We start from the raw sequence: 15,556 nt of genomic DNA, 5'->3' as shown, positions 1-15,556 counted from the left end.
TGCGTCCTTCCGTATCCGTCCCTCCGCATCCGTCCCCTCCCTATCCCTCCGCACGGCTCGCTCGCGGTGCTCGAATGAAAGGGCTGCCATGACGCAGACGTTCCCCGGCGCCTTCCCACGGCGCGGTGTGCTGTCCATCGACGAGGGCACCACGGGCACCCGGGCCGGAGTCGTGCTCGACTCGGGCGCCACCTACGAGGTGTTCTACCGGCCGATCAAGGTCAGCCATCCGAATGACCTCTCGGTCGAGCAGGACCCGATGGAGATCTGGACCGCCACCCTCGAAGTGGCGCGCCGGGCCGTCGGCGGGGCACGCGAGGACGGCATCGAGATCACCTCGGTCGCGCTGTCCACACAGCGCGCCACGGCGATGCTGTGGGACCGGGTCACCGGGCAGCCGCTCCTGCCCGCGGTGGTGTGGCAGGACCGCCGGTATGCCCATGAGCTCACCGCCTACGAGGCGGAGTGGGACGCCGTCCTGCTGGCCCGGCAGGGCCGGCCGGTCGGCGCCCGCGCCCCGTTCCTCTGGGCCGCCCGGCAGATCGCCGAGCACCCCGAGGTGGCCGCCGCGTACCGCCAGGGCCGGCTGCTCTTCGGCACCGTCGACACCTGGCTGATCTGGCGCCTCACCGGCGGCGCCGTCTACGCCACCACGCCGACCAACGCCGCGTCCACCGGTGGCTATCTGCTGGAGCGGCACGCCTGGGACGAGGCATGGATCAGCCACCTCGGTTTCCCCCTCGACCTGCTGCCGGAACTCCGCTCCGACGACACCGGATTCGGTACCACCGACCCGGCCACCCTCGGGATCGCCGTCCCGCTGGCCGCCTCCATGGGCGACCAGCACGCCGCACTCGTCGCGCTCGGCGGTCTCGCCGCCGGGCAGGGCATGTGCATGTACGGGACCGGCGCCTTCGTCGACGCGGCGACCGGCACCACGCCCGCCCTGCCCCGGCCGGACATCTCCGGGGTGCTCGCCCAGCCCGGCCGGCGGCAGGGCGACATCAGCCACTACAGCCTGGAGGCATACACCTCCACCGTGGGTTCGGCGCTGCGCTGGCTCTGTGACGATCTGGGCCTGTTCGCGTCGCCGAAGGAGCTCGGTGAGGAAGCGGGCCGGGTCCCCACCCGGCCAGGCCGCACCCCGCGTTTCGTCCCGGCGCTCGCCGGGGTCCGTACGCCGGTCTGGCACCCGGAGGCCACCGCGTCCCTCACCGGGCTCACTCTCGCCACCACTCGCGCCGATCTCGCCCGCGCCGTGCTCGACGGGATCGCGCACTCGGTGTGCGACCTGATCGACGGGGTCGCCGACACCATGGGCACCCCGTTCACCCGGCTCCGGCTCGGCGGCGGCGTCTCCGGCAGCGACCCACTGATGCAGATCCAGGCCGACCTGACCGGCCTGCCGCTGGAGCGGGTCGCCGACTCCGCCACCGCGAGCCTGCGCGGCACCGCCTATCTGGCGGGTGTCGCCCAGGGCCTGTGGCCCTCGCTCGAAGAGGTCGTCGAGGCGCAGCCACAGGGCCGGGTATTCGAGCCGTCGATCACGTCGGCCGAGCGCACCGAACTGCGCACCGCCTGGCGCGATGTGCTGATCGCCCATCTGAACGACCCCGCGCTGCTCCCCCTGCGGGAGGGTCCGCCCGAACCTCACACCCCCCACTGACGGCGCACTGACCGTCGCACTGGCGGCCCGCCGACCACGCGGCCGCCGTACCGAAACACCAGGAGTTGATGTTGTGATCACCATGCCCGCCCGGAAACCGCGGCGCACCGCCGCGGCGACCCGTCGGACGCCGCTGCTGCTCGACCGGGCCGCCATCAAGCGCCAACTGGCCGACGACACCTACGACGTGCTCGTCATCGGCGGCGGCATCACCGGGGCGTACGCCGTGCTCGACGCCGCCTCGCGCGGGCTGCGCGCAGCCCTGATCGAGAAGGACGACTTCGCCTCCGGCACCTCGTCGAAGTCGTCGAAGATGGTGCACGGCGGCCTGCGCTACATCGAGCAGGGCAACGTCAATCTGGTCCGCCACTCGCTCCTGGAACGCCACCGCTTCCGGAAGAACGCCCCGCACCTGGTGCACCGGCTGCCCTTCCTCTTCCCGATCCTGGAGAAGGAGGGTGTCTTCGACGCCCGCCTCGCCAAGGGCTTCGAGGGCCTGCTGTGGACGTACGACCTGGTCGGCGGATGGCGGATCGGCAAGCTCCACCAGCGGCTCACCGTTCCCGAGGTGCTCGCCCAGGCTCCGACGCTGCGCGCCGAGAACCTCAAGGGCGGGCTGATGTACTTCGACGCCCGCACCGACGACGCCCGGCTGGTCCTCACCATCGTCCGCACCGCCGCCGCGCTCGGCGCGACGGTCCTCAACGGGGCCAGGGCAGAAGGCCTGCTGATGCAGACGGGCAAGGTGTCCGGTGCCCGGGTCTCGGCGGACGGCGACACCATCGACATCCGCGCGCGGGCCGTCGTCAACGCCACCGGGGTGTGGACCGACGAGCTGGACGCGAAGGCGGATGAAGGTCACCGGCCGCAGGTCCGGCCCGCCAAGGGCGTCCATATCGTGGTGCCGTGGGACAAGGTGCGGATCAACTGCACCGTCACCGTGCCGATCCCCGGCCGGGCCCGCCGCGCGACCTGCACCCGCTGGGGCAACAATGTCGTGCTGGGCACCACCGACGAGGACTACCAGGGCTCCCCGGACGATGTGCACTGCACCCGCGAGGAGATGGGCTTCCTGCTGGAGGGTGCCAACACCGCCTTCGACGGAAAGCTCACCGCGGACGATGTGGTCGGCTCCATCGGCGGTCTGCGCCCGCTGGTCGGCGGCAAGGAGGGCGCCACCCTCGATATGCGCCGCGACCACCACATCACCGTCGGCCGCACCGGCATGGTGACGGTGACCGGCGGGAAGCTCACCACCAGCCGGCACATGGGCGAACTCGTCATCGACAAGGTGATGACGGTCCTCGGCCGCAGAGGGAAGAGCCGCACCACCGACCTCCCGCTCCTCGGCGGCGCAGGTTACGACGCCGAAGCCGTCGCCGCGTCCGGTGGCATCGCCGCCCACCTGGGCGAGCGCTTCGGCACCGAGGCCCGCTTCGTCGGCGACCTCATCCAGGACGACCCGTCGCTGGCCGAGCCGATCGTCGCCGGACTCCCGTACACCAAGGCGGAGGTCGTGTACGCGGCCCGTTCCGAGCTGGCCCGGTCGGTCGACGACGTCCTCTCCCGCCGCACGCGCGCCCGGCTGTTCGCCCGGGACGCCTCCGTCGACGCCGCCGAGGCCGTCGGCGCGCTCCTCGGCCAGGAACTGAACCTCACGGAGGCGGAGGTCGAGCGCTCGGTCGCCGAGTACCTCTCAGCCGTCCGTCACGAAAAGTCCGTACTCCTCGAAGGGGCAGCAGCATGATCAGCCGTCAGACCATCACCCACCCGTTCAACCGGGGTAACTACACCGTCGGCGCCCCCAGCTTCGCCACGTGGGCGCGGAACACCCCGATCGGTGACGGCGAGGCCGCGCTCCAGGTGAACCCGGTCGAGGTCCCCGAGTCCGTGGTCGAGGCGCTGCGCGAGGCCGCGCACGCGGTGCACACCTCCCGCGACGAGGTGGTCACCCGGACCCGTGACTGGTGGGCCGGTTCGATGATCGGCGAGACCGAGGGCCGTCCCGCCACCCCGAACGCCGTGATCGTCGAGGCCGCCGACGCGGAACAGGTCGCGGCCGTGCTGCGGATCTGCCACGAGGCCGGCATCCCTGTCACCCCGTCCGCGGGCCGCTCCAACGTCACCGGTGCCGCGCTCCCCGTCTTCGGCGGCGTCGTCCTGGACGTCTGCGGGATGAACCAGATCACCGGCTTCGACGCCGAGTCGAACATCGTGGACGTCCAGGCCGGCATGTTCGGCGACCTCTTCGAGAAGCAACTCCAGGAGGAGTACGGCGTCACCACCGGCCACTGGCCGTCCGCGTTCGCCGTCTCCACCGTCGGCGGCTGGATCGCCTGCCGCGGCGCCGGTCAGCTCTCCACGCGTTACGGCAAGATCGAGGACATGGTCATCGGCGTCGACGTCGTCCACGCGGACGGCACCCGGGCCACGTACGGCGACTACGCCCGCGCCGCGGTCGGCCCGGACCTGCGCCAGCTGTTCGTCGGCTCCGAGGGCACCCTCGGTGTCATCGTCTCGGCCCGGCTGCGGGTCCACCCGCTGCCGGAGTATGCGAGCGCCGTCGCGTACGGCTTCACGACCTTCGCGGAGGGCCTGGAGGCCTGCCGCAGGATCATGCAGCGCGGCGCCACCCCGGCCGTCCTGCGCCTGTACGACGCTCTGGAGTCGGGCAACCACTTCGGCCACCCGGAGACCAACCTCCTGCTGATCGCCGACGAGGGCGACCCGGTCATCGTCGACGCGTCGATCGAGGTGGCGAAGGAGGTCTGCGAGGAGTACGGCCCCGAGCTGGACAGCCAGGCCGTCTTCGAGCGCTGGCTGGACGAGCGGATGCTGGTCGGCAAGTCCGCCGAAGGCTTCAAGCCGGGTCCGGGCTTCGTCGCCGACACCCTGGAGATGGCCGCGTCCTGGACCGACCTCCCGGTGATCTACGACAAGGTGGTCGCCGCGATCCAGGCGGTGGACGGCACCCTGGCCGCCTCGGCCCACCAGTCCCACGCGTACACCGACGGCGCCTGCGTCTACTTCTCCCTCCGCGGAAACGTGGCGCCCGAGTCGCGCCGCGACTGGTACCGCGCGGTGTGGGACGCGGCCAACTCCGTACTCATCAAGCACGCCGCGGCGCTCAGCCACCACCACGGCTGCGGTCTGCTGCGCGGCCCCTACCTGGAGGAATCCCTCGGGGCGGGCTTCCCGACGTTCGTCGCGGTGAAGAAGGCCCTGGACCCGGCCGGCATCCTCAACCCTGGCAAGCTGGGCCTTCCCAGCCGCTTCGGTACGTCTCCGCTGAGCTGACCTCAGCAGCCACAGACCCTTGACCCCAGGTAGGTCCTTGCCATGACTCCTTCGCCGTCCCGGTCCGGCGCCCCACTCGATGCCCGGCTGGCCTCCGCGCTGGCCGAGGTCCCGGTCATCGCGTCGGTCGTCACCACCCAGCCGCTGCGGCAGTTCCTGACCGCACCGGCCAAGGTGTGCATCGTCGCGTCGCTCACGGTGGGGCAGCTGCCCCAGGTCGTGCCGGCGCTGGTCCGGGCGGGGAAGACCGTGTTCGTGAACGTGGACAGCAGCCCCGGTCTGGCCCAGGACCGGGGCGCGCTGGAGTTCATCAAGAACATGGGCGCGCACGGCGTGGTCAGCACCCGGCTCTCGCTGATCGAGAAGGGCCGGCCGCTCGGCCTGCTGACGATGATGAAGGTGTTCGTCACCGACCGGTCCAATCTGCGCCGCTCCACGGACGCGGTCTCGCGCGGGGCGCCGGACCTGGTCGAGATCATGCCTGCCCCGATCGTCGCCCGGATGAACGAGCAGGCACAGCGTGCGATGTCACCGTCGGTCGCCGCGGGCTTCGTGGAGACCCCCGCGGACGTGGCGCTCGCGCTGGCCCTCGGGTCCGTTGCCGCCGCCACGTCCGACCCCCGCCTCTGGCACCTGCGCCGGGACCAACTGCCGCCAGTTCCGCCCGCCGCACGGAAGCGACCTGCCGCACCCTCCCAGGAGTAAGCCCCCATGTCATACGTCGTCGTCGCCCGCTACCGCACCAAGGAGGGCGCGGAGAACACCGTCCTCCCCCTGCTCGACACGATGGCCGCCGCGTCCCGCCAGGAGCCGGGCAACCTCGCCTACCGCGTCCACCAGGGCACCGAGGACCCGCGGACGATCGTGCTGTACGAGGAGTACGTCTCCGAAGCCGACTTCACCGCGCACTGCGCCACCCCGCACTTCCAGGAGATCGTGCTCGGCACGGTCGTCCCGCTGCTGGAGAGCCGTGACGTGCTGCGCTGCGCCCCGCGTCCGGAGGTGCGGGCATGAAGACCCGTGCGGTGGTGCTGCGCGGCATATCGACCGCCCGCCCCTACTCCGAGACCCGCCCGGTCGAGGTGGAGGAGCTGGAGCTGGGCGCCCCGCGCGAGGGCGAGGTGCTGGTCCGGATCGCGGCCGCCTCGCTCTGCCACTCGGACCTGTCGGTGGTCAACGGCGACCGGGTCCGCCCGCTGCCGATGGCGCTGGGGCACGAGGCGGTGGGCATCGTGCAGGAGACCGGACCGGGCGTCGCCCGGGTCCGCCCCGGTGACCACGTGGCCCTGGTCTTCGTGCCCAGCTGCGGCTTCTGCGCCGACTGCGCGGCCGGCCGGCCCGCCCTGTGTGCACAGGCCGCCGCGGCGAACGGGTCGGGAGCACTGCTGCACGGCCCGTCCCTGCTGACCGACGCCTCCGGCAACCCGGTCCACCACCAGCTGGGCGTCTCCGCGTTCTCCGAACGCGCGGTGCTGGCCCAGGAGTCGGTGGTACCGATACCGCAGGACATCCCGTTCACGGTGGCCTCGATGTTCGGCTGTGCGGTCCTGACCGGCGCCGGAGCCGTCATCAATACGGCGTCCCTGCGCCCCGGCCAGTCGACGGTGGTCTACGGCCTGGGCGGCGTGGGCCTGGCCGCGGTGCTGGGTGCCCGCGCGGCGGGCGCGTACCCGGTCATCGCGGTCGACCCGGTACCGGAGAAGCGCGAGCTGGCCCTCCATCTGGGCGCAACCCACACGTACGCCCCCGGCGAGGCGGTCGAGGCGATTCATGACCTCACTTCCGGTGGTGCCGAGCTGGCGGTCGAGGCAGTGGGCAGCCCGAAAGTGATGGCCGAATGCCTGACGGCCGTGGCCCGGGGCGGCACGGCCGTCTCGGTGGGCCTGCCCGCCCCCGACCGGGCGCTGGAGGTCCCGGCGCTGACGTTCGCGGGCGAGGGCAAGTCCCTGCTGGGCTCGTACATGGGCGACGCGGTGCCACGCCGCGACATTCCCCGGTTCCTGGACCTGTGGCGGGCGGGCCAGCTGCCGGTGGAGCGGATGCACACCGGCACCCTGCCGCTGACCGGAATCAATACGGCGATGGAGGAGCTGGCCTCGGGCCGGGCGATCCGTCAGGTCATCGACACATCGGGAATGCTGGACGGCTGACCCCACCCGCCGCGCCGACAGAACGCCCGACGGCGCCCCTGCCCAGTTGTGGGAGGGGCGCCGTCACCGGTCCGAAGAGTCAGACGGGAATGCGCTGGAGGTCGTGCGCCACGACGATCTCCCCGTCGAAGGTCCGTGCGGCCTGGGCGGCGTACTCCTCGTCGGAGAGCTGCCACGGGATCAGGTGCCACAGGACGAGGGTGCGCACTCCGGCCTCGGCGGCGACCCGGCCCGCGTCCTCGGCGCTGGTGTGGGCCTGCGCGAAGTGCTGTCGCAGGCGCTCGATCTTGGTGTTGGAGCCTGCCATGAACTCGCCGAGGTGGTCCGGGGAGTACGCCTCGTGGACGAGGACGTCGGCGCCCCGGGAGAGTTCGACCACCTCGTCGCAGCGGGCGGTGTCGCCGGAGACGACCACGGAGCGTCCGTGAGCGTCGACGCGGTAGGAGAACGAGGGCATCGGCGGATGTGTGGCAACGGCGGCGCTGATCCGTACGCCGTCGGCCTCGTGGACGGTGCCGGGCCCGGCGACCTCATGGGGCCGGAAGACACCGGCCAGGGCCGGCCGGCCGAGGCCCTCGCGGTGGCTGATGTCGGGCTCGTTGAGCTCGAGGTACTGCTTGATCATCGACTCCAGCGGGGCGGGCCCGTAGACGTCGACCGGCTCGCACCGGGCCGCGGTCCATGCCAGGTGGACCAGGGCGCCGAGGTCGGCGTTGTGGTCGACATGGTGGTGGGTGACGAGGACCGACCGCAGATCGGTCAGCTCCAGGCCGGCCGAGACGATCTGCCGTCCCACACCATTGCCGCAGTCGATGACGTGGATGTCGCCGTCGACGACGACCGCGGTGGCCGGGGCAGCCTTGCCGGGATGCGGCTGTGGGCCGCCGGCGCTGCCCAGAATGACAAGCTCCATGATTGCCCTTTCTTCTGCCTCAGGGGCTGGTCCGTCCGCCGTACCCCGATGGTCGCCCACCGGGGTACGGCGCCCCTGGCGGCCATCAGACCTTTTGCGGCTGCAGTTTCTGCTCGGCGGCGCTGACGCCCTCGCCGACGTCGTCCCTGGACAGCCCCTTGGTGGCGGCGAGGCTGATCAGACCGACGGCCAGGAGGTACAGGGTGATGCTCATCGAGGTACCGGTGGCTTTCATCAGGGAGGCGGCGACGAGCGGGGTGATGCCGCCGCCGAGCAGCGAGCCGATCTGGTAGGCGGCGGAGGAACCGGTGTAACGGATCTTCAGCGGGAACATGGTGGCCGTCATCACGCCCACCGAGGCGTGGGTCATCGACAGGACCACGCCCATCGACAGCATGAACACGAAGATCAGCGGCTTGTTCCCGGTGTCCACGACCGGCAGGAACGCCAGCGCCCACGCGACCCGGACGAACCCGCCGATCAGGAACAGCCTGCGCAGTCCCCACCGGTCGCCGAGGCGTCCCCAGAACGGGGCCGAGACCAGCCACATCACGGCACCGCCGGTCACGCTCAGCAGCAGGAAGGTCGCGTCGATGTGCAGGGTCTGCTTGCCGTAGGACAGCACGTAGGTCATGAAGACGTACGCCACGCTGGAGTTGCCGACGATGACGAAGCAGGCGCGCAGGACCGAGCGCCAGTGTTCCTGAAGGACTTCGGCGACCGGGAGCTTCTTCTGCGTTTCGGGCTCGGCGAGTTCGCTGTAGGCGCGGCTCTCCTCGATACGCAGCCGCAGGTACATGCCGACAGCGACCAGAAGGAGGCTGAGCAGGAAGGGAATGCGCCAGCCCCAGGAGTTGAAGGCGTCCTCGCCCAGAGCGCGGGTGAGCCCCAGCACTGCGAGGTTGGCGGCGATCAGGCCTGCGGGCACACCCATCTGCGGGGCCGCGCCGTAGAGGCCGCGACGGTTCTCCGGTGCGTGCTCGAGGGTCATCACGACCGCTCCGCCCCATTCGCCACCGAGGCCGATGCCCTGGATCACCCGCATCAGCGTGAGCAGGATCGGCGCGGCCACGCCGATGCCCGCGTAGGTGGGTAGCAGGCCGATGGCGGCCGTGCACAGACCCATGATCAGCAGAGAGGCGATCAGGGTGTTCTTGCGTCCATAGCGGTCACCGAAGTGGCCCATGACCAGACCGCCGAGCGGCCGGGAGACGAAGCCGGCGGCGAGCGTGCCGAAGGCGGCAATGGAGCCCACGGCCGGGTCCGCGGTCGGGAAGAACTGCACGTTGAAGACCAGCGCCGCGGCGGTGGCGTAGAGAAAGAAGTCGTACCACTCAATGGTGCTTCCGATGAAGGCGGCCCAGGCGACACGTCTCGCCTGAGATGTACCGGAAGTTCTGCTGTCGGTCGGAGTCATGTGGGCTTCACCTCGGGGGACGGGCACCCGCCCGTGGGGCGGGGTGCGGCGAGATGTGGGGGGCTTACTGCGACTCGGACTTACCTGCTGCGAGGTCGAGAGCGATGTCGGTGATCATGTCTTCCTGACCGCCGACCATGCCACGGCGGCCGACCTCGACGAGAATCGATCGGGTGTCGAGGCCGTACCGTGCGGCGGCCGTCTCGGCGTGCCGCAGGAAGCTGGAGTGCACCTCGTCGTGACGGCGGTGGGCGCCGGCCGAGGTGGCGTCGAAGACGATGTCGACATCGGCGAACTCGTCCACGTTGCCGGACCCGATGATCGCGGCTTTGGTCTTGCTCATGCTTGCGTCTCCGTCATGCCGTCGCGGGGGCCGCCGATACCGAAGAACTTCAGGGCGTTCCGACCGAGGATCAGGTCACGGTCCGCACGGGACAGATCGCTGCCGCGCACGAGGGCGCCGTGCTCCTCCTCGCCGAGGGGGAAGGGGTAGTCGGTGCCGAGCATGATCCGCTCGGGGCTCATCACGTCGACCAGGAGCCTGAAGGCGCCGGGGTCGAAGACGGCCGAGTCCAGGTAGAACCGGTCGAGGTAGGCCGACGGCGGTTGGGGCGAGTCCGTGCGGACGATGTCACGCCGGTGCCAGGCGTTGTCGGCCCGGCCGAGCAGGTACGGGAAGCTGCCGCCGCCGTGGGCGAAGCAGAGCCGGAGGTTCTGCGGCAGTTCCTCGAAGGCGCCGGAGAGGATCAGTCCGAGGATGCTCAGCTGGGTCTCCGCTGCCATGCCTACGAGCCACGGCAGCATGTACTTCGGCATCCGCTCCGGGGCGAGCATGTCCCAGGGGTGGACGAACACCGCGGCATTCTCGCGGGCGCAGTGCGCGAGGAATTCACGGAGTGCGCCGTCGTCGAGATTCCGGTCGCCGACGTGGTTGCCGATGTGAACGCCCGCGTGGCCCTTGGCCATCGCCCGGGTGACCTCCTCGCAGGCCGCCTCGGTATCCTGCAACGGCACCTGGCACAGCGGCACGAGCCGGTCGGGGGCGTAGGAACAGAGGCCGAGAATACGGTCGTTGACGAGTTGGCACCATTCGGCGGCCCGGGACACGTCGGCGTTGTAGCCGAACATCAGCGGGGTCGAGGACACCACCTGGATGTCGACGCCCTGGCGGTCCATCTGCCCGATCCGCGTTGCGGCGTCCCACAGTTCGACGCGGACCGGGCGGTAGTCGGTGGTCCCGCTCATCATCATCCCGGCCCCGCCCTCGTCCTCGCGCAGCCAGGGGCCGTTCTCGGCGTCCAGGATGCGGGACTCGGTGCGGGAGATGCGCGGGAAGACATGCGCGTGGACATCGACGACGGTCACTGGTGCTCCGTTCAGTCTCAATAAATGGTGGGGGGTGGTGGTCACCGCTCTGGGGCGCGCGGCACGGGACGCATGCGCTCGGGCCATTCCTTGCCGGGGTGCAGGGCCCCGCAATGCCCGCAGGTACGGAGCTTCTCGTCGCCGTAGAACGCGGCGAACACCGGCGGCAGGTCCTCGACGATGGAGGTCAGCGCGATCTCGGAGCGGTGTACCAGGTGGTGGCACTCGGTGCAGTACCACTCGGAGCCGTCCAGCGCGCCCTCGGGGCGGGTCTGCTCGACGACGAGGCCGATGCTGCCCGGCTCGGGACGCTGCGGGGAGTGCCGCACGTGTGCGGGGAGCATGAAGACGTCGCCCTCACGGATCTGCACATCGACGGGGGGCTTGCCTTCCTCCTCCATCACCCGCAGCACCATGTTGCCCTTGAGCTGGTAGAAGAACTCCTCGATCGGATCGTCGTGGAAGTCGGTGCGCTGGTTGGGACCGCCGACGATGGTGACCATCAGGTCGGCGTCCTCCCAGATCTGGACGTTGCCGACGGGTGGCTTGAGCAGGTCCTGGTGATCGTCGATCCACTGCTGGAGGTTGAACGGCTTGAGGACGTTCTTGGAGACCATGTGTCAGCCTTCCGTGCGGGTGTGGGGCAGGTACGCAACGCAGGAGATCTCGATGAGGAGGTGGGGGTGGGGAAGCTGGTGGACGGCCACGGTGGTGCGGGTGGGGCCGTTCTCGTCGAAGAACTCGGCGTAGACCTCGTTGTAGCCGCCGAAGTCGTTCATGTTGACGAGGTACGTGGTCACGTTGACCACGCCGGCGAGACTCCCGCCGGCGGCTTCGAGGAGGTCGCCGATGTTCTCGATGACCGCGCGGGTCTGGGCGGCGATGTCCAGCCGGGCGGTGCCGAGTTCGTCGACCTCGACGCCGACGAAGGTGTTGTCCGGGCGGCGTGAGCTCGTCCCGGAGACATAGACGAAGTCTCCGGCGCGGCGCACATGCGGGAAGCGTCCGCGGGGGCGGGCCTTGCCGGTCACGGTGATGGCGCCGGTGGACGCGGTGTTCTGCTCGCTCATCGGCCCTGCTCCTCCTCGGTGGTGATGTCGACAGATCCCAGTCGCCCCGCGTTCACCCTCACGTGACGGCCGGCTTCCAGGGGCACGGCGGCGGTGGCGGCTCCGGCGAGCACGACCCAGCCCTTCTCCAGCACGAGGCCGGCGTCCGCGGCCAGCCGGGCGGCGGCGGTGATCGAGCGCAGCGGATGGCCGAGGATGGCGGCGGAACTGCCGGTCTCAACGGCGCGTCCGTCGACCTCGAGGGTCATGCCGAGATGGGCGAGGCCGGTCACGAGGTCGAAGGAGCGCACGTCGCGCCAGGGTCCGACGCCAAAGCCAGAGGAGGAGGAGTTGTCGGCGACGACGTCCGGCAGGGAGAAGCGGAACCCCTCGTAGCGGGAGTCGATGATCTCGTACGCGGGCGCCACGGCCGTCACGGCGGCGACCGCCTCCTCGCCGGAGATGTCGCCGGTGAGCGGCCTGCCGAGCAGGAAGGCGATCTCCGGCTCGATGCGCGGGTGGACGAACCGGTCCAGACGGACGGTGGCACCGTCGGGGAAGCGCATCGCGTCGGTGAGCCGACCCCAGATCAGATCGTCCACACCCATCTGGCGCATCTTGGCCTTGCTGGTGAAACCGAGCTTGATACCGGCCATCCGCTCGCCGCGGGCCAGACGCCGCTCGACCAGGGCGCGCTGCACGGCGTACCCGGCCTCGACGTCGAGGTCGGCCGTGTCGGTCAGGCGGGGGACGGCACGCGCCCGCAGGGCCGCGTCGTCAAGAGTGCGCGCCAGGGCGGCCACGTCCGGTGTCACGGTGCTCATCAGCTCTCCTCCCAGGCGAAGGCGGCGCGTACGCTGCCGAGCCCCTCGATGTGGGCTTCCAGAACGTCTCCGGCGGTGACCGGCACCATCGGGCCGAGCGCGCCGGTCAACACGGTGTCGCCCGCGAGCAGGGGGCGCCCGAGGCGTACCAGCGTGTCAGCGAGCCAGAGCGCGGCGTTCAGGGGGTGTCCGAGGCAGGCCGCCCCGGTGCCGGTGGAGACCTGGTCGCCCCGGCGGTCCATGATCATTCCGGCGGTGCGCAGGTCACCGGCGCGTTCCAGCGGGGTGGGTGTGGCGCCGAGGACGTACAGGCCGCAGGAGGCGTTGTCGGCGACGGTGTCGGCGAGGGTGATGTCCCAGTCGCGGATGCGGCTGCCGACGACCTCGATGGCGGGGACCACGTAGGCGACCGCGCGGAACAGGTCGGCGACGGTGTGCCGCTCGTGCGTGAGGTCGGAGCCGAGGACGAGCGCGATCTCGGCCTCCGCCTTGGGCTGTAGCACCGCGCCGGCTGGGATCTCGGCGCCGTCGGGGACCGCCATGTCGGCGAAGAGCATCCCGAAGTCGGGTGAATCCACGCCAAGTTGGCGTTGTACGGCGGTAGAGGTGAGGCCGATCTTGCGTCCCACCAGACGGCGGCCCTCGCCGAGCCAGCGGTGAGTCAGCCTGTCCTGCACCCGATAGGCGGCGTCGACGTCGGTGACGAGGTCGCGTACCGGTTCGACGGGAACGCCGTCGGCATGGGCGCGGGCGAGGCGATCGGCCGCCGCCCGCACCGCGTCGGTCCTCGTGTTCTCGGCGGTCATCAGAGCTTCACACACACATTCACGGGCTCGGAGAAGAAGTCGAGGGAGTGCTCGCCGCCCTCGCGGCCGATGCCGGACGCCTTGACACCGCCGAAGGGAGTCCTGAGGTCACGCAGGTTCCAGCAGTTCACCCAGACGACTCCGGAGTGCAGGCGGGGCGCTACGCGGTGGGCGCGGGAGAGCGAGGTTGTCCACACGGTGGCGGCGAGCCCGTAGGGGCTGTCGTTGGCCAGGCGTACGGCCTCGGCCTCGTCGTCGAAGGGTGCGATGTGGCAGACGGGGCCGAAGATCTCCTCGCGGACGACGCGAGCGTCCTGGCCGAGGCCGGTGAGCACGGTGGGCTCCACGAAGAAGCCCCCGTCGCGTTCGTCGCCGAAGGCCGGCACGCCGCCGCCGGCATGGATCTTCGCGCCCTCCTCCGTGGCGAGGCGGTAGTAGCCGAGGACCTTGTCCCGGTGGAGCGCGGAGACCAGCGGGCCCATCTGGGTGTCGTCCTCGTAGGGCAGGCCCAGCCGCAGCTCGCGGGTACGCTCGGCGACCGCCTGGACGAAGTCGTCGTAGATGCCGCGTTCGACGTAGACCCGCTCAGTGCACAGGCAGACCTGGCCGGCGTTGGTGAAGGACGAGCGGACCGTCCCCTCGACGGCGGCCTCGAAGTCCGCGTCGGCGAAGACGATACCGGCGTTCTTTCCTCCGAGTTCGAAAGAGACGGGGGCGAGGCGTTCGGCGGTGGCCCGCATGATGGCGGTACCGGTGGCGGACTCCCCGGTGAAGGCGACCGCGTCCACGTCGGGGTGGGCGGTCAGGAAGGCGCCCGCGCTGTTCTCGCCGAAGCCGTGGACCAGGTTGAAGGCGCCCGCGGGGACGCCGACCTCATCCATGACCTCGGCCAGCAGGGTGGCGGTGGAGGGGGTGAGTTCGGAGGGCTTGGCGACGACCGCGTTGCCCGCCGCGAGCGCGGGGGCGACCTTCCAGGTCAGCAGCAGCAGCGGAAGATTCCACGGCGAGACCACGGCGACCACGCCGAGGGGGCGGCGCACCGTGTAGTTCAGGGCGCCCGCGCCGTCCGGGGTCGGCGTGGCAAACGACTGCTCGGGGCGGCCCCAGGCCAGGTCGGCGTAGGCGCGGAAGTTGGCGATGCCGCGGGGGATGTCGACACTGCGGGCGAGTGAGGCGGGCTTGCCGGTGTCGGCGACCTCGGCGGCGACGAACTCCTCAAAACGAGCTTCCATGCCGTCGGCGATACGACGCAGTACGGCGCACCGCTCCTCGGCCGTGGTGTCGCCCCACGGGCCGGCAAGAGCCTCACGTGCAGCACGGACAGCGCGGTCGACGGTAACGGAATCGGCCTCCGGGACGGAGCCGATCACTGTTCCGTCGGCCGGTGACACGAGCGGGAAGCGGGCTCCCGAGTCGTCGAACCGTCCGCCGACATAGTGCGCGGGCCCTTGCCCCTGCCGGGGTGCGGGCTGTACGTCGTTCATGTACCGATGACCTCCAAGCGTTCGCCGTCGGCTGCGCCTTCCGGTGAACAGAGCATTGCCGGAACGCGACATGCCTGGATAATGCCTATTCGGCTCGGAGGTATGCCCGACTGATATAGGTGCTGGTCACGAGGGCGAGGAAGACACCTATGCAGCCCGACGACCTACTCACGGGGAGGCTGAAGCTGCGCCACGTCGTCATGCTCACCGCGATCGACGACCAGGGCAGCCTGATGCGCGCCGCGGAGCGTCTGCACGTGACGCAGCCGGTGCTCACCCGCAGCCTGCGCGCGGCATGACGCCGACGCCCAGACGGTCGGGGTGACCGCACCCGTCGGGCCGAATCCCCACGTCGACCGCCCGGTTCGCCCTGCACCACCTGCGGACGGCTGCGGCCCGGATCCGGGAGTCGCTGGACACAGCGGTGTGAGCGAGAGCGATAGCGGAGAAGTTGTTGACGGTGCTGGTTGCCAACAACAGCAGCACCGCCGACACCGAGGCCGTCCCGGATCCGCGCGGTACGGACGCGCAGTCGACGCCCCAGGGTGCGGCGAAGTACGGCCGCCGGCGCGACCCGCGCCGGCG

General features: G+C 70.7%; 15 protein-coding genes and 1 pseudogene. 7 read left to right on the top strand and 9 right to left on the bottom strand.

Annotation, left to right across the window (positions count from 1 at the left end; genetic code table 11):
- Positions 1 to 88: 88 nt before the first annotated feature.
- From JK363_RS14025 to JK363_RS14000, 6 genes are all read left to right on the top strand, one after another.
- The gene (locus JK363_RS14025; protein WP_201875193.1) at positions 89 to 1,666 is read left to right on the top strand and encodes an FGGY family carbohydrate kinase; all 1,578 of its coding nucleotides are present in this window, start codon (positions 89 to 91) and stop codon (positions 1,664 to 1,666) included.
- 73 nt (positions 1,667 to 1,739) lie between these two features.
- Positions 1,740 to 3,413 carry a glycerol-3-phosphate dehydrogenase/oxidase gene (locus JK363_RS14020; protein WP_201875192.1) on the top strand — a complete coding sequence of 558 codons (1,674 nt, stop codon included), beginning with the start codon at positions 1,740 to 1,742 and terminating at the stop codon, positions 3,411 to 3,413.
- Entirely contained in the window at positions 3,410 to 4,963 is a 1,554-nt protein-coding gene (locus tag JK363_RS14015; RefSeq protein ID WP_201875191.1) for an FAD-binding oxidoreductase, read from the top strand. Before JK363_RS14020 ends, JK363_RS14015 begins: the two co-directional genes overlap by 4 nt.
- 42 nt (positions 4,964 to 5,005) lie before the next feature.
- A complete protein-coding gene (locus JK363_RS14010) occupies positions 5,006 to 5,668 on the top strand; it encodes a glycerol-3-phosphate responsive antiterminator (RefSeq protein WP_201875190.1) in 663 nt (220 codons plus the stop codon).
- 6 nt (positions 5,669 to 5,674) lie between these two features.
- A complete protein-coding gene (locus tag JK363_RS14005; RefSeq protein WP_201875189.1) occupies positions 5,675 to 5,977 on the top strand; it encodes a putative quinol monooxygenase in 303 nt (100 codons plus the stop codon).
- Positions 5,974 to 7,113 (top strand): zinc-binding dehydrogenase, encoded by a 1,140-nt coding sequence (locus JK363_RS14000; protein ID WP_201875188.1) that lies wholly within the window; start codon positions 5,974 to 5,976, stop codon positions 7,111 to 7,113. The genes JK363_RS14005 and JK363_RS14000 overlap by 4 nt, the downstream gene beginning before the upstream one ends.
- A 79-nt stretch (positions 7,114 to 7,192) precedes the next feature.
- On the opposite strand, the gene JK363_RS13995 is transcribed toward JK363_RS14000, so the two are convergent.
- From JK363_RS13995 to JK363_RS13955, 9 genes and pseudogenes are all read right to left on the bottom strand, one after another.
- Entirely contained in the window at positions 7,193 to 8,026 is an 834-nt protein-coding gene (locus JK363_RS13995) for an MBL fold metallo-hydrolase (protein ID WP_201875187.1), read from the bottom strand.
- 85 nt (positions 8,027 to 8,111) lie between these two features.
- Complete coding sequence (locus JK363_RS13990; protein ID WP_201875186.1) at positions 8,112 to 9,443, bottom strand: MFS transporter; 1,332 nt, start codon at positions 9,441 to 9,443, stop codon at positions 8,112 to 8,114.
- A 64-nt stretch (positions 9,444 to 9,507) separates the two neighbouring features.
- Positions 9,508 to 9,750 (bottom strand): annotated as a pseudogene (locus tag JK363_RS13985) (4-hydroxy-2-oxovalerate aldolase family protein); the annotation flags it as partial.
- Between the two features lie 32 nt (positions 9,751 to 9,782).
- A complete protein-coding gene (locus JK363_RS13980) occupies positions 9,783 to 10,808 on the bottom strand; it encodes an amidohydrolase family protein (RefSeq protein WP_201875185.1) in 1,026 nt (341 codons plus the stop codon).
- A gap of 41 nt (positions 10,809 to 10,849) precedes the next feature.
- Positions 10,850 to 11,425 carry a 3-hydroxyanthranilate 3,4-dioxygenase gene (locus JK363_RS13975; RefSeq protein WP_201875184.1) on the bottom strand — a complete coding sequence of 192 codons (576 nt, stop codon included), beginning with the start codon at positions 11,423 to 11,425 and terminating at the stop codon, positions 10,850 to 10,852.
- Positions 11,426 to 11,428: 3 nt separating this feature from the next.
- Positions 11,429 to 11,878, bottom strand: coding sequence for a RidA family protein (locus tag JK363_RS13970; RefSeq protein ID WP_201875183.1), 450 nt, complete (start codon positions 11,876 to 11,878; stop codon positions 11,429 to 11,431).
- Positions 11,875 to 12,681 (bottom strand): 2-keto-4-pentenoate hydratase, encoded by an 807-nt coding sequence (locus JK363_RS13965; protein WP_201875182.1) that lies wholly within the window; start codon positions 12,679 to 12,681, stop codon positions 11,875 to 11,877. Before JK363_RS13965 ends, JK363_RS13970 begins: the two co-directional genes overlap by 4 nt.
- Positions 12,681 to 13,487 (bottom strand): 2-keto-4-pentenoate hydratase, encoded by an 807-nt coding sequence (locus JK363_RS13960; RefSeq protein WP_201875181.1) that lies wholly within the window; start codon positions 13,485 to 13,487, stop codon positions 12,681 to 12,683. The genes JK363_RS13965 and JK363_RS13960 overlap by 1 nt, the downstream gene beginning before the upstream one ends.
- Positions 13,487 to 14,971 carry a 2-hydroxymuconic semialdehyde dehydrogenase gene (locus tag JK363_RS13955; RefSeq protein WP_201875180.1) on the bottom strand — a complete coding sequence of 495 codons (1,485 nt, stop codon included), beginning with the start codon at positions 14,969 to 14,971 and terminating at the stop codon, positions 13,487 to 13,489. Before JK363_RS13955 ends, JK363_RS13960 begins: the two co-directional genes overlap by 1 nt.
- A 149-nt stretch (positions 14,972 to 15,120) precedes the next feature.
- Here JK363_RS13955 and JK363_RS13950 point away from each other — a divergent pair, with 149 nt between their 5' ends.
- Complete coding sequence (locus tag JK363_RS13950) at positions 15,121 to 15,270, top strand: LysR family transcriptional regulator (RefSeq protein ID WP_201875179.1); 150 nt, start codon at positions 15,121 to 15,123, stop codon at positions 15,268 to 15,270.
- The last annotated feature ends 286 nt before the right edge of the window (positions 15,271 to 15,556 follow it).

The sequence above is a fragment of the Streptomyces coffeae genome, assembly GCF_016741875.1.
Classification (GTDB): Bacteria; Actinomycetota; Actinomycetes; order Streptomycetales; family Streptomycetaceae; genus Streptomyces; species Streptomyces coffeae.
Note: the sequence above shows the minus strand (reverse complement) of the source record. Positions and strands in the feature narration are given on the sequence as shown.

Excerpts from the sequence above, each read along its gene's own strand:
- JK363_RS14025 (WP_201875193.1), top strand. The coding sequence starts at position 89 with ATGACGCAGACGTTCCCCGGCGCCTTCCCACGGCGCGGTGTGCTGTCC.
- JK363_RS14015 (WP_201875191.1), top strand. The coding sequence starts at position 3,410 with ATGATCAGCCGTCAGACCATCACCCACCCGTTCAACCGGGGTAACTAC.
- JK363_RS14010 (WP_201875190.1), top strand. The coding sequence starts at position 5,006 with ATGACTCCTTCGCCGTCCCGGTCCGGCGCCCCACTCGATGCCCGGCTG.
- JK363_RS14005 (WP_201875189.1), top strand. The coding sequence starts at position 5,675 with ATGTCATACGTCGTCGTCGCCCGCTACCGCACCAAGGAGGGCGCGGAG.
- JK363_RS14000 (WP_201875188.1), top strand. The coding sequence starts at position 5,974 with ATGAAGACCCGTGCGGTGGTGCTGCGCGGCATATCGACCGCCCGCCCC.
- JK363_RS13995 (WP_201875187.1), bottom strand. The coding sequence starts at position 8,026 with ATGGAGCTTGTCATTCTGGGCAGCGCCGGCGGCCCACAGCCGCATCCC.
- JK363_RS13990 (WP_201875186.1), bottom strand. The coding sequence starts at position 9,443 with ATGACTCCGACCGACAGCAGAACTTCCGGTACATCTCAGGCGAGACGT.
- JK363_RS13975 (WP_201875184.1), bottom strand. The coding sequence starts at position 11,425 with ATGGTCTCCAAGAACGTCCTCAAGCCGTTCAACCTCCAGCAGTGGATC.
- JK363_RS13970 (WP_201875183.1), bottom strand. The coding sequence starts at position 11,878 with ATGAGCGAGCAGAACACCGCGTCCACCGGCGCCATCACCGTGACCGGC.
- JK363_RS13965 (WP_201875182.1), bottom strand. The coding sequence starts at position 12,681 with ATGAGCACCGTGACACCGGACGTGGCCGCCCTGGCGCGCACTCTTGAC.
- JK363_RS13960 (WP_201875181.1), bottom strand. The coding sequence starts at position 13,487 with ATGACCGCCGAGAACACGAGGACCGACGCGGTGCGGGCGGCGGCCGAT.
- JK363_RS13955 (WP_201875180.1), bottom strand. The coding sequence starts at position 14,971 with ATGAACGACGTACAGCCCGCACCCCGGCAGGGGCAAGGGCCCGCGCAC.
- JK363_RS13950 (WP_201875179.1), top strand. The coding sequence starts at position 15,121 with ATGCAGCCCGACGACCTACTCACGGGGAGGCTGAAGCTGCGCCACGTC.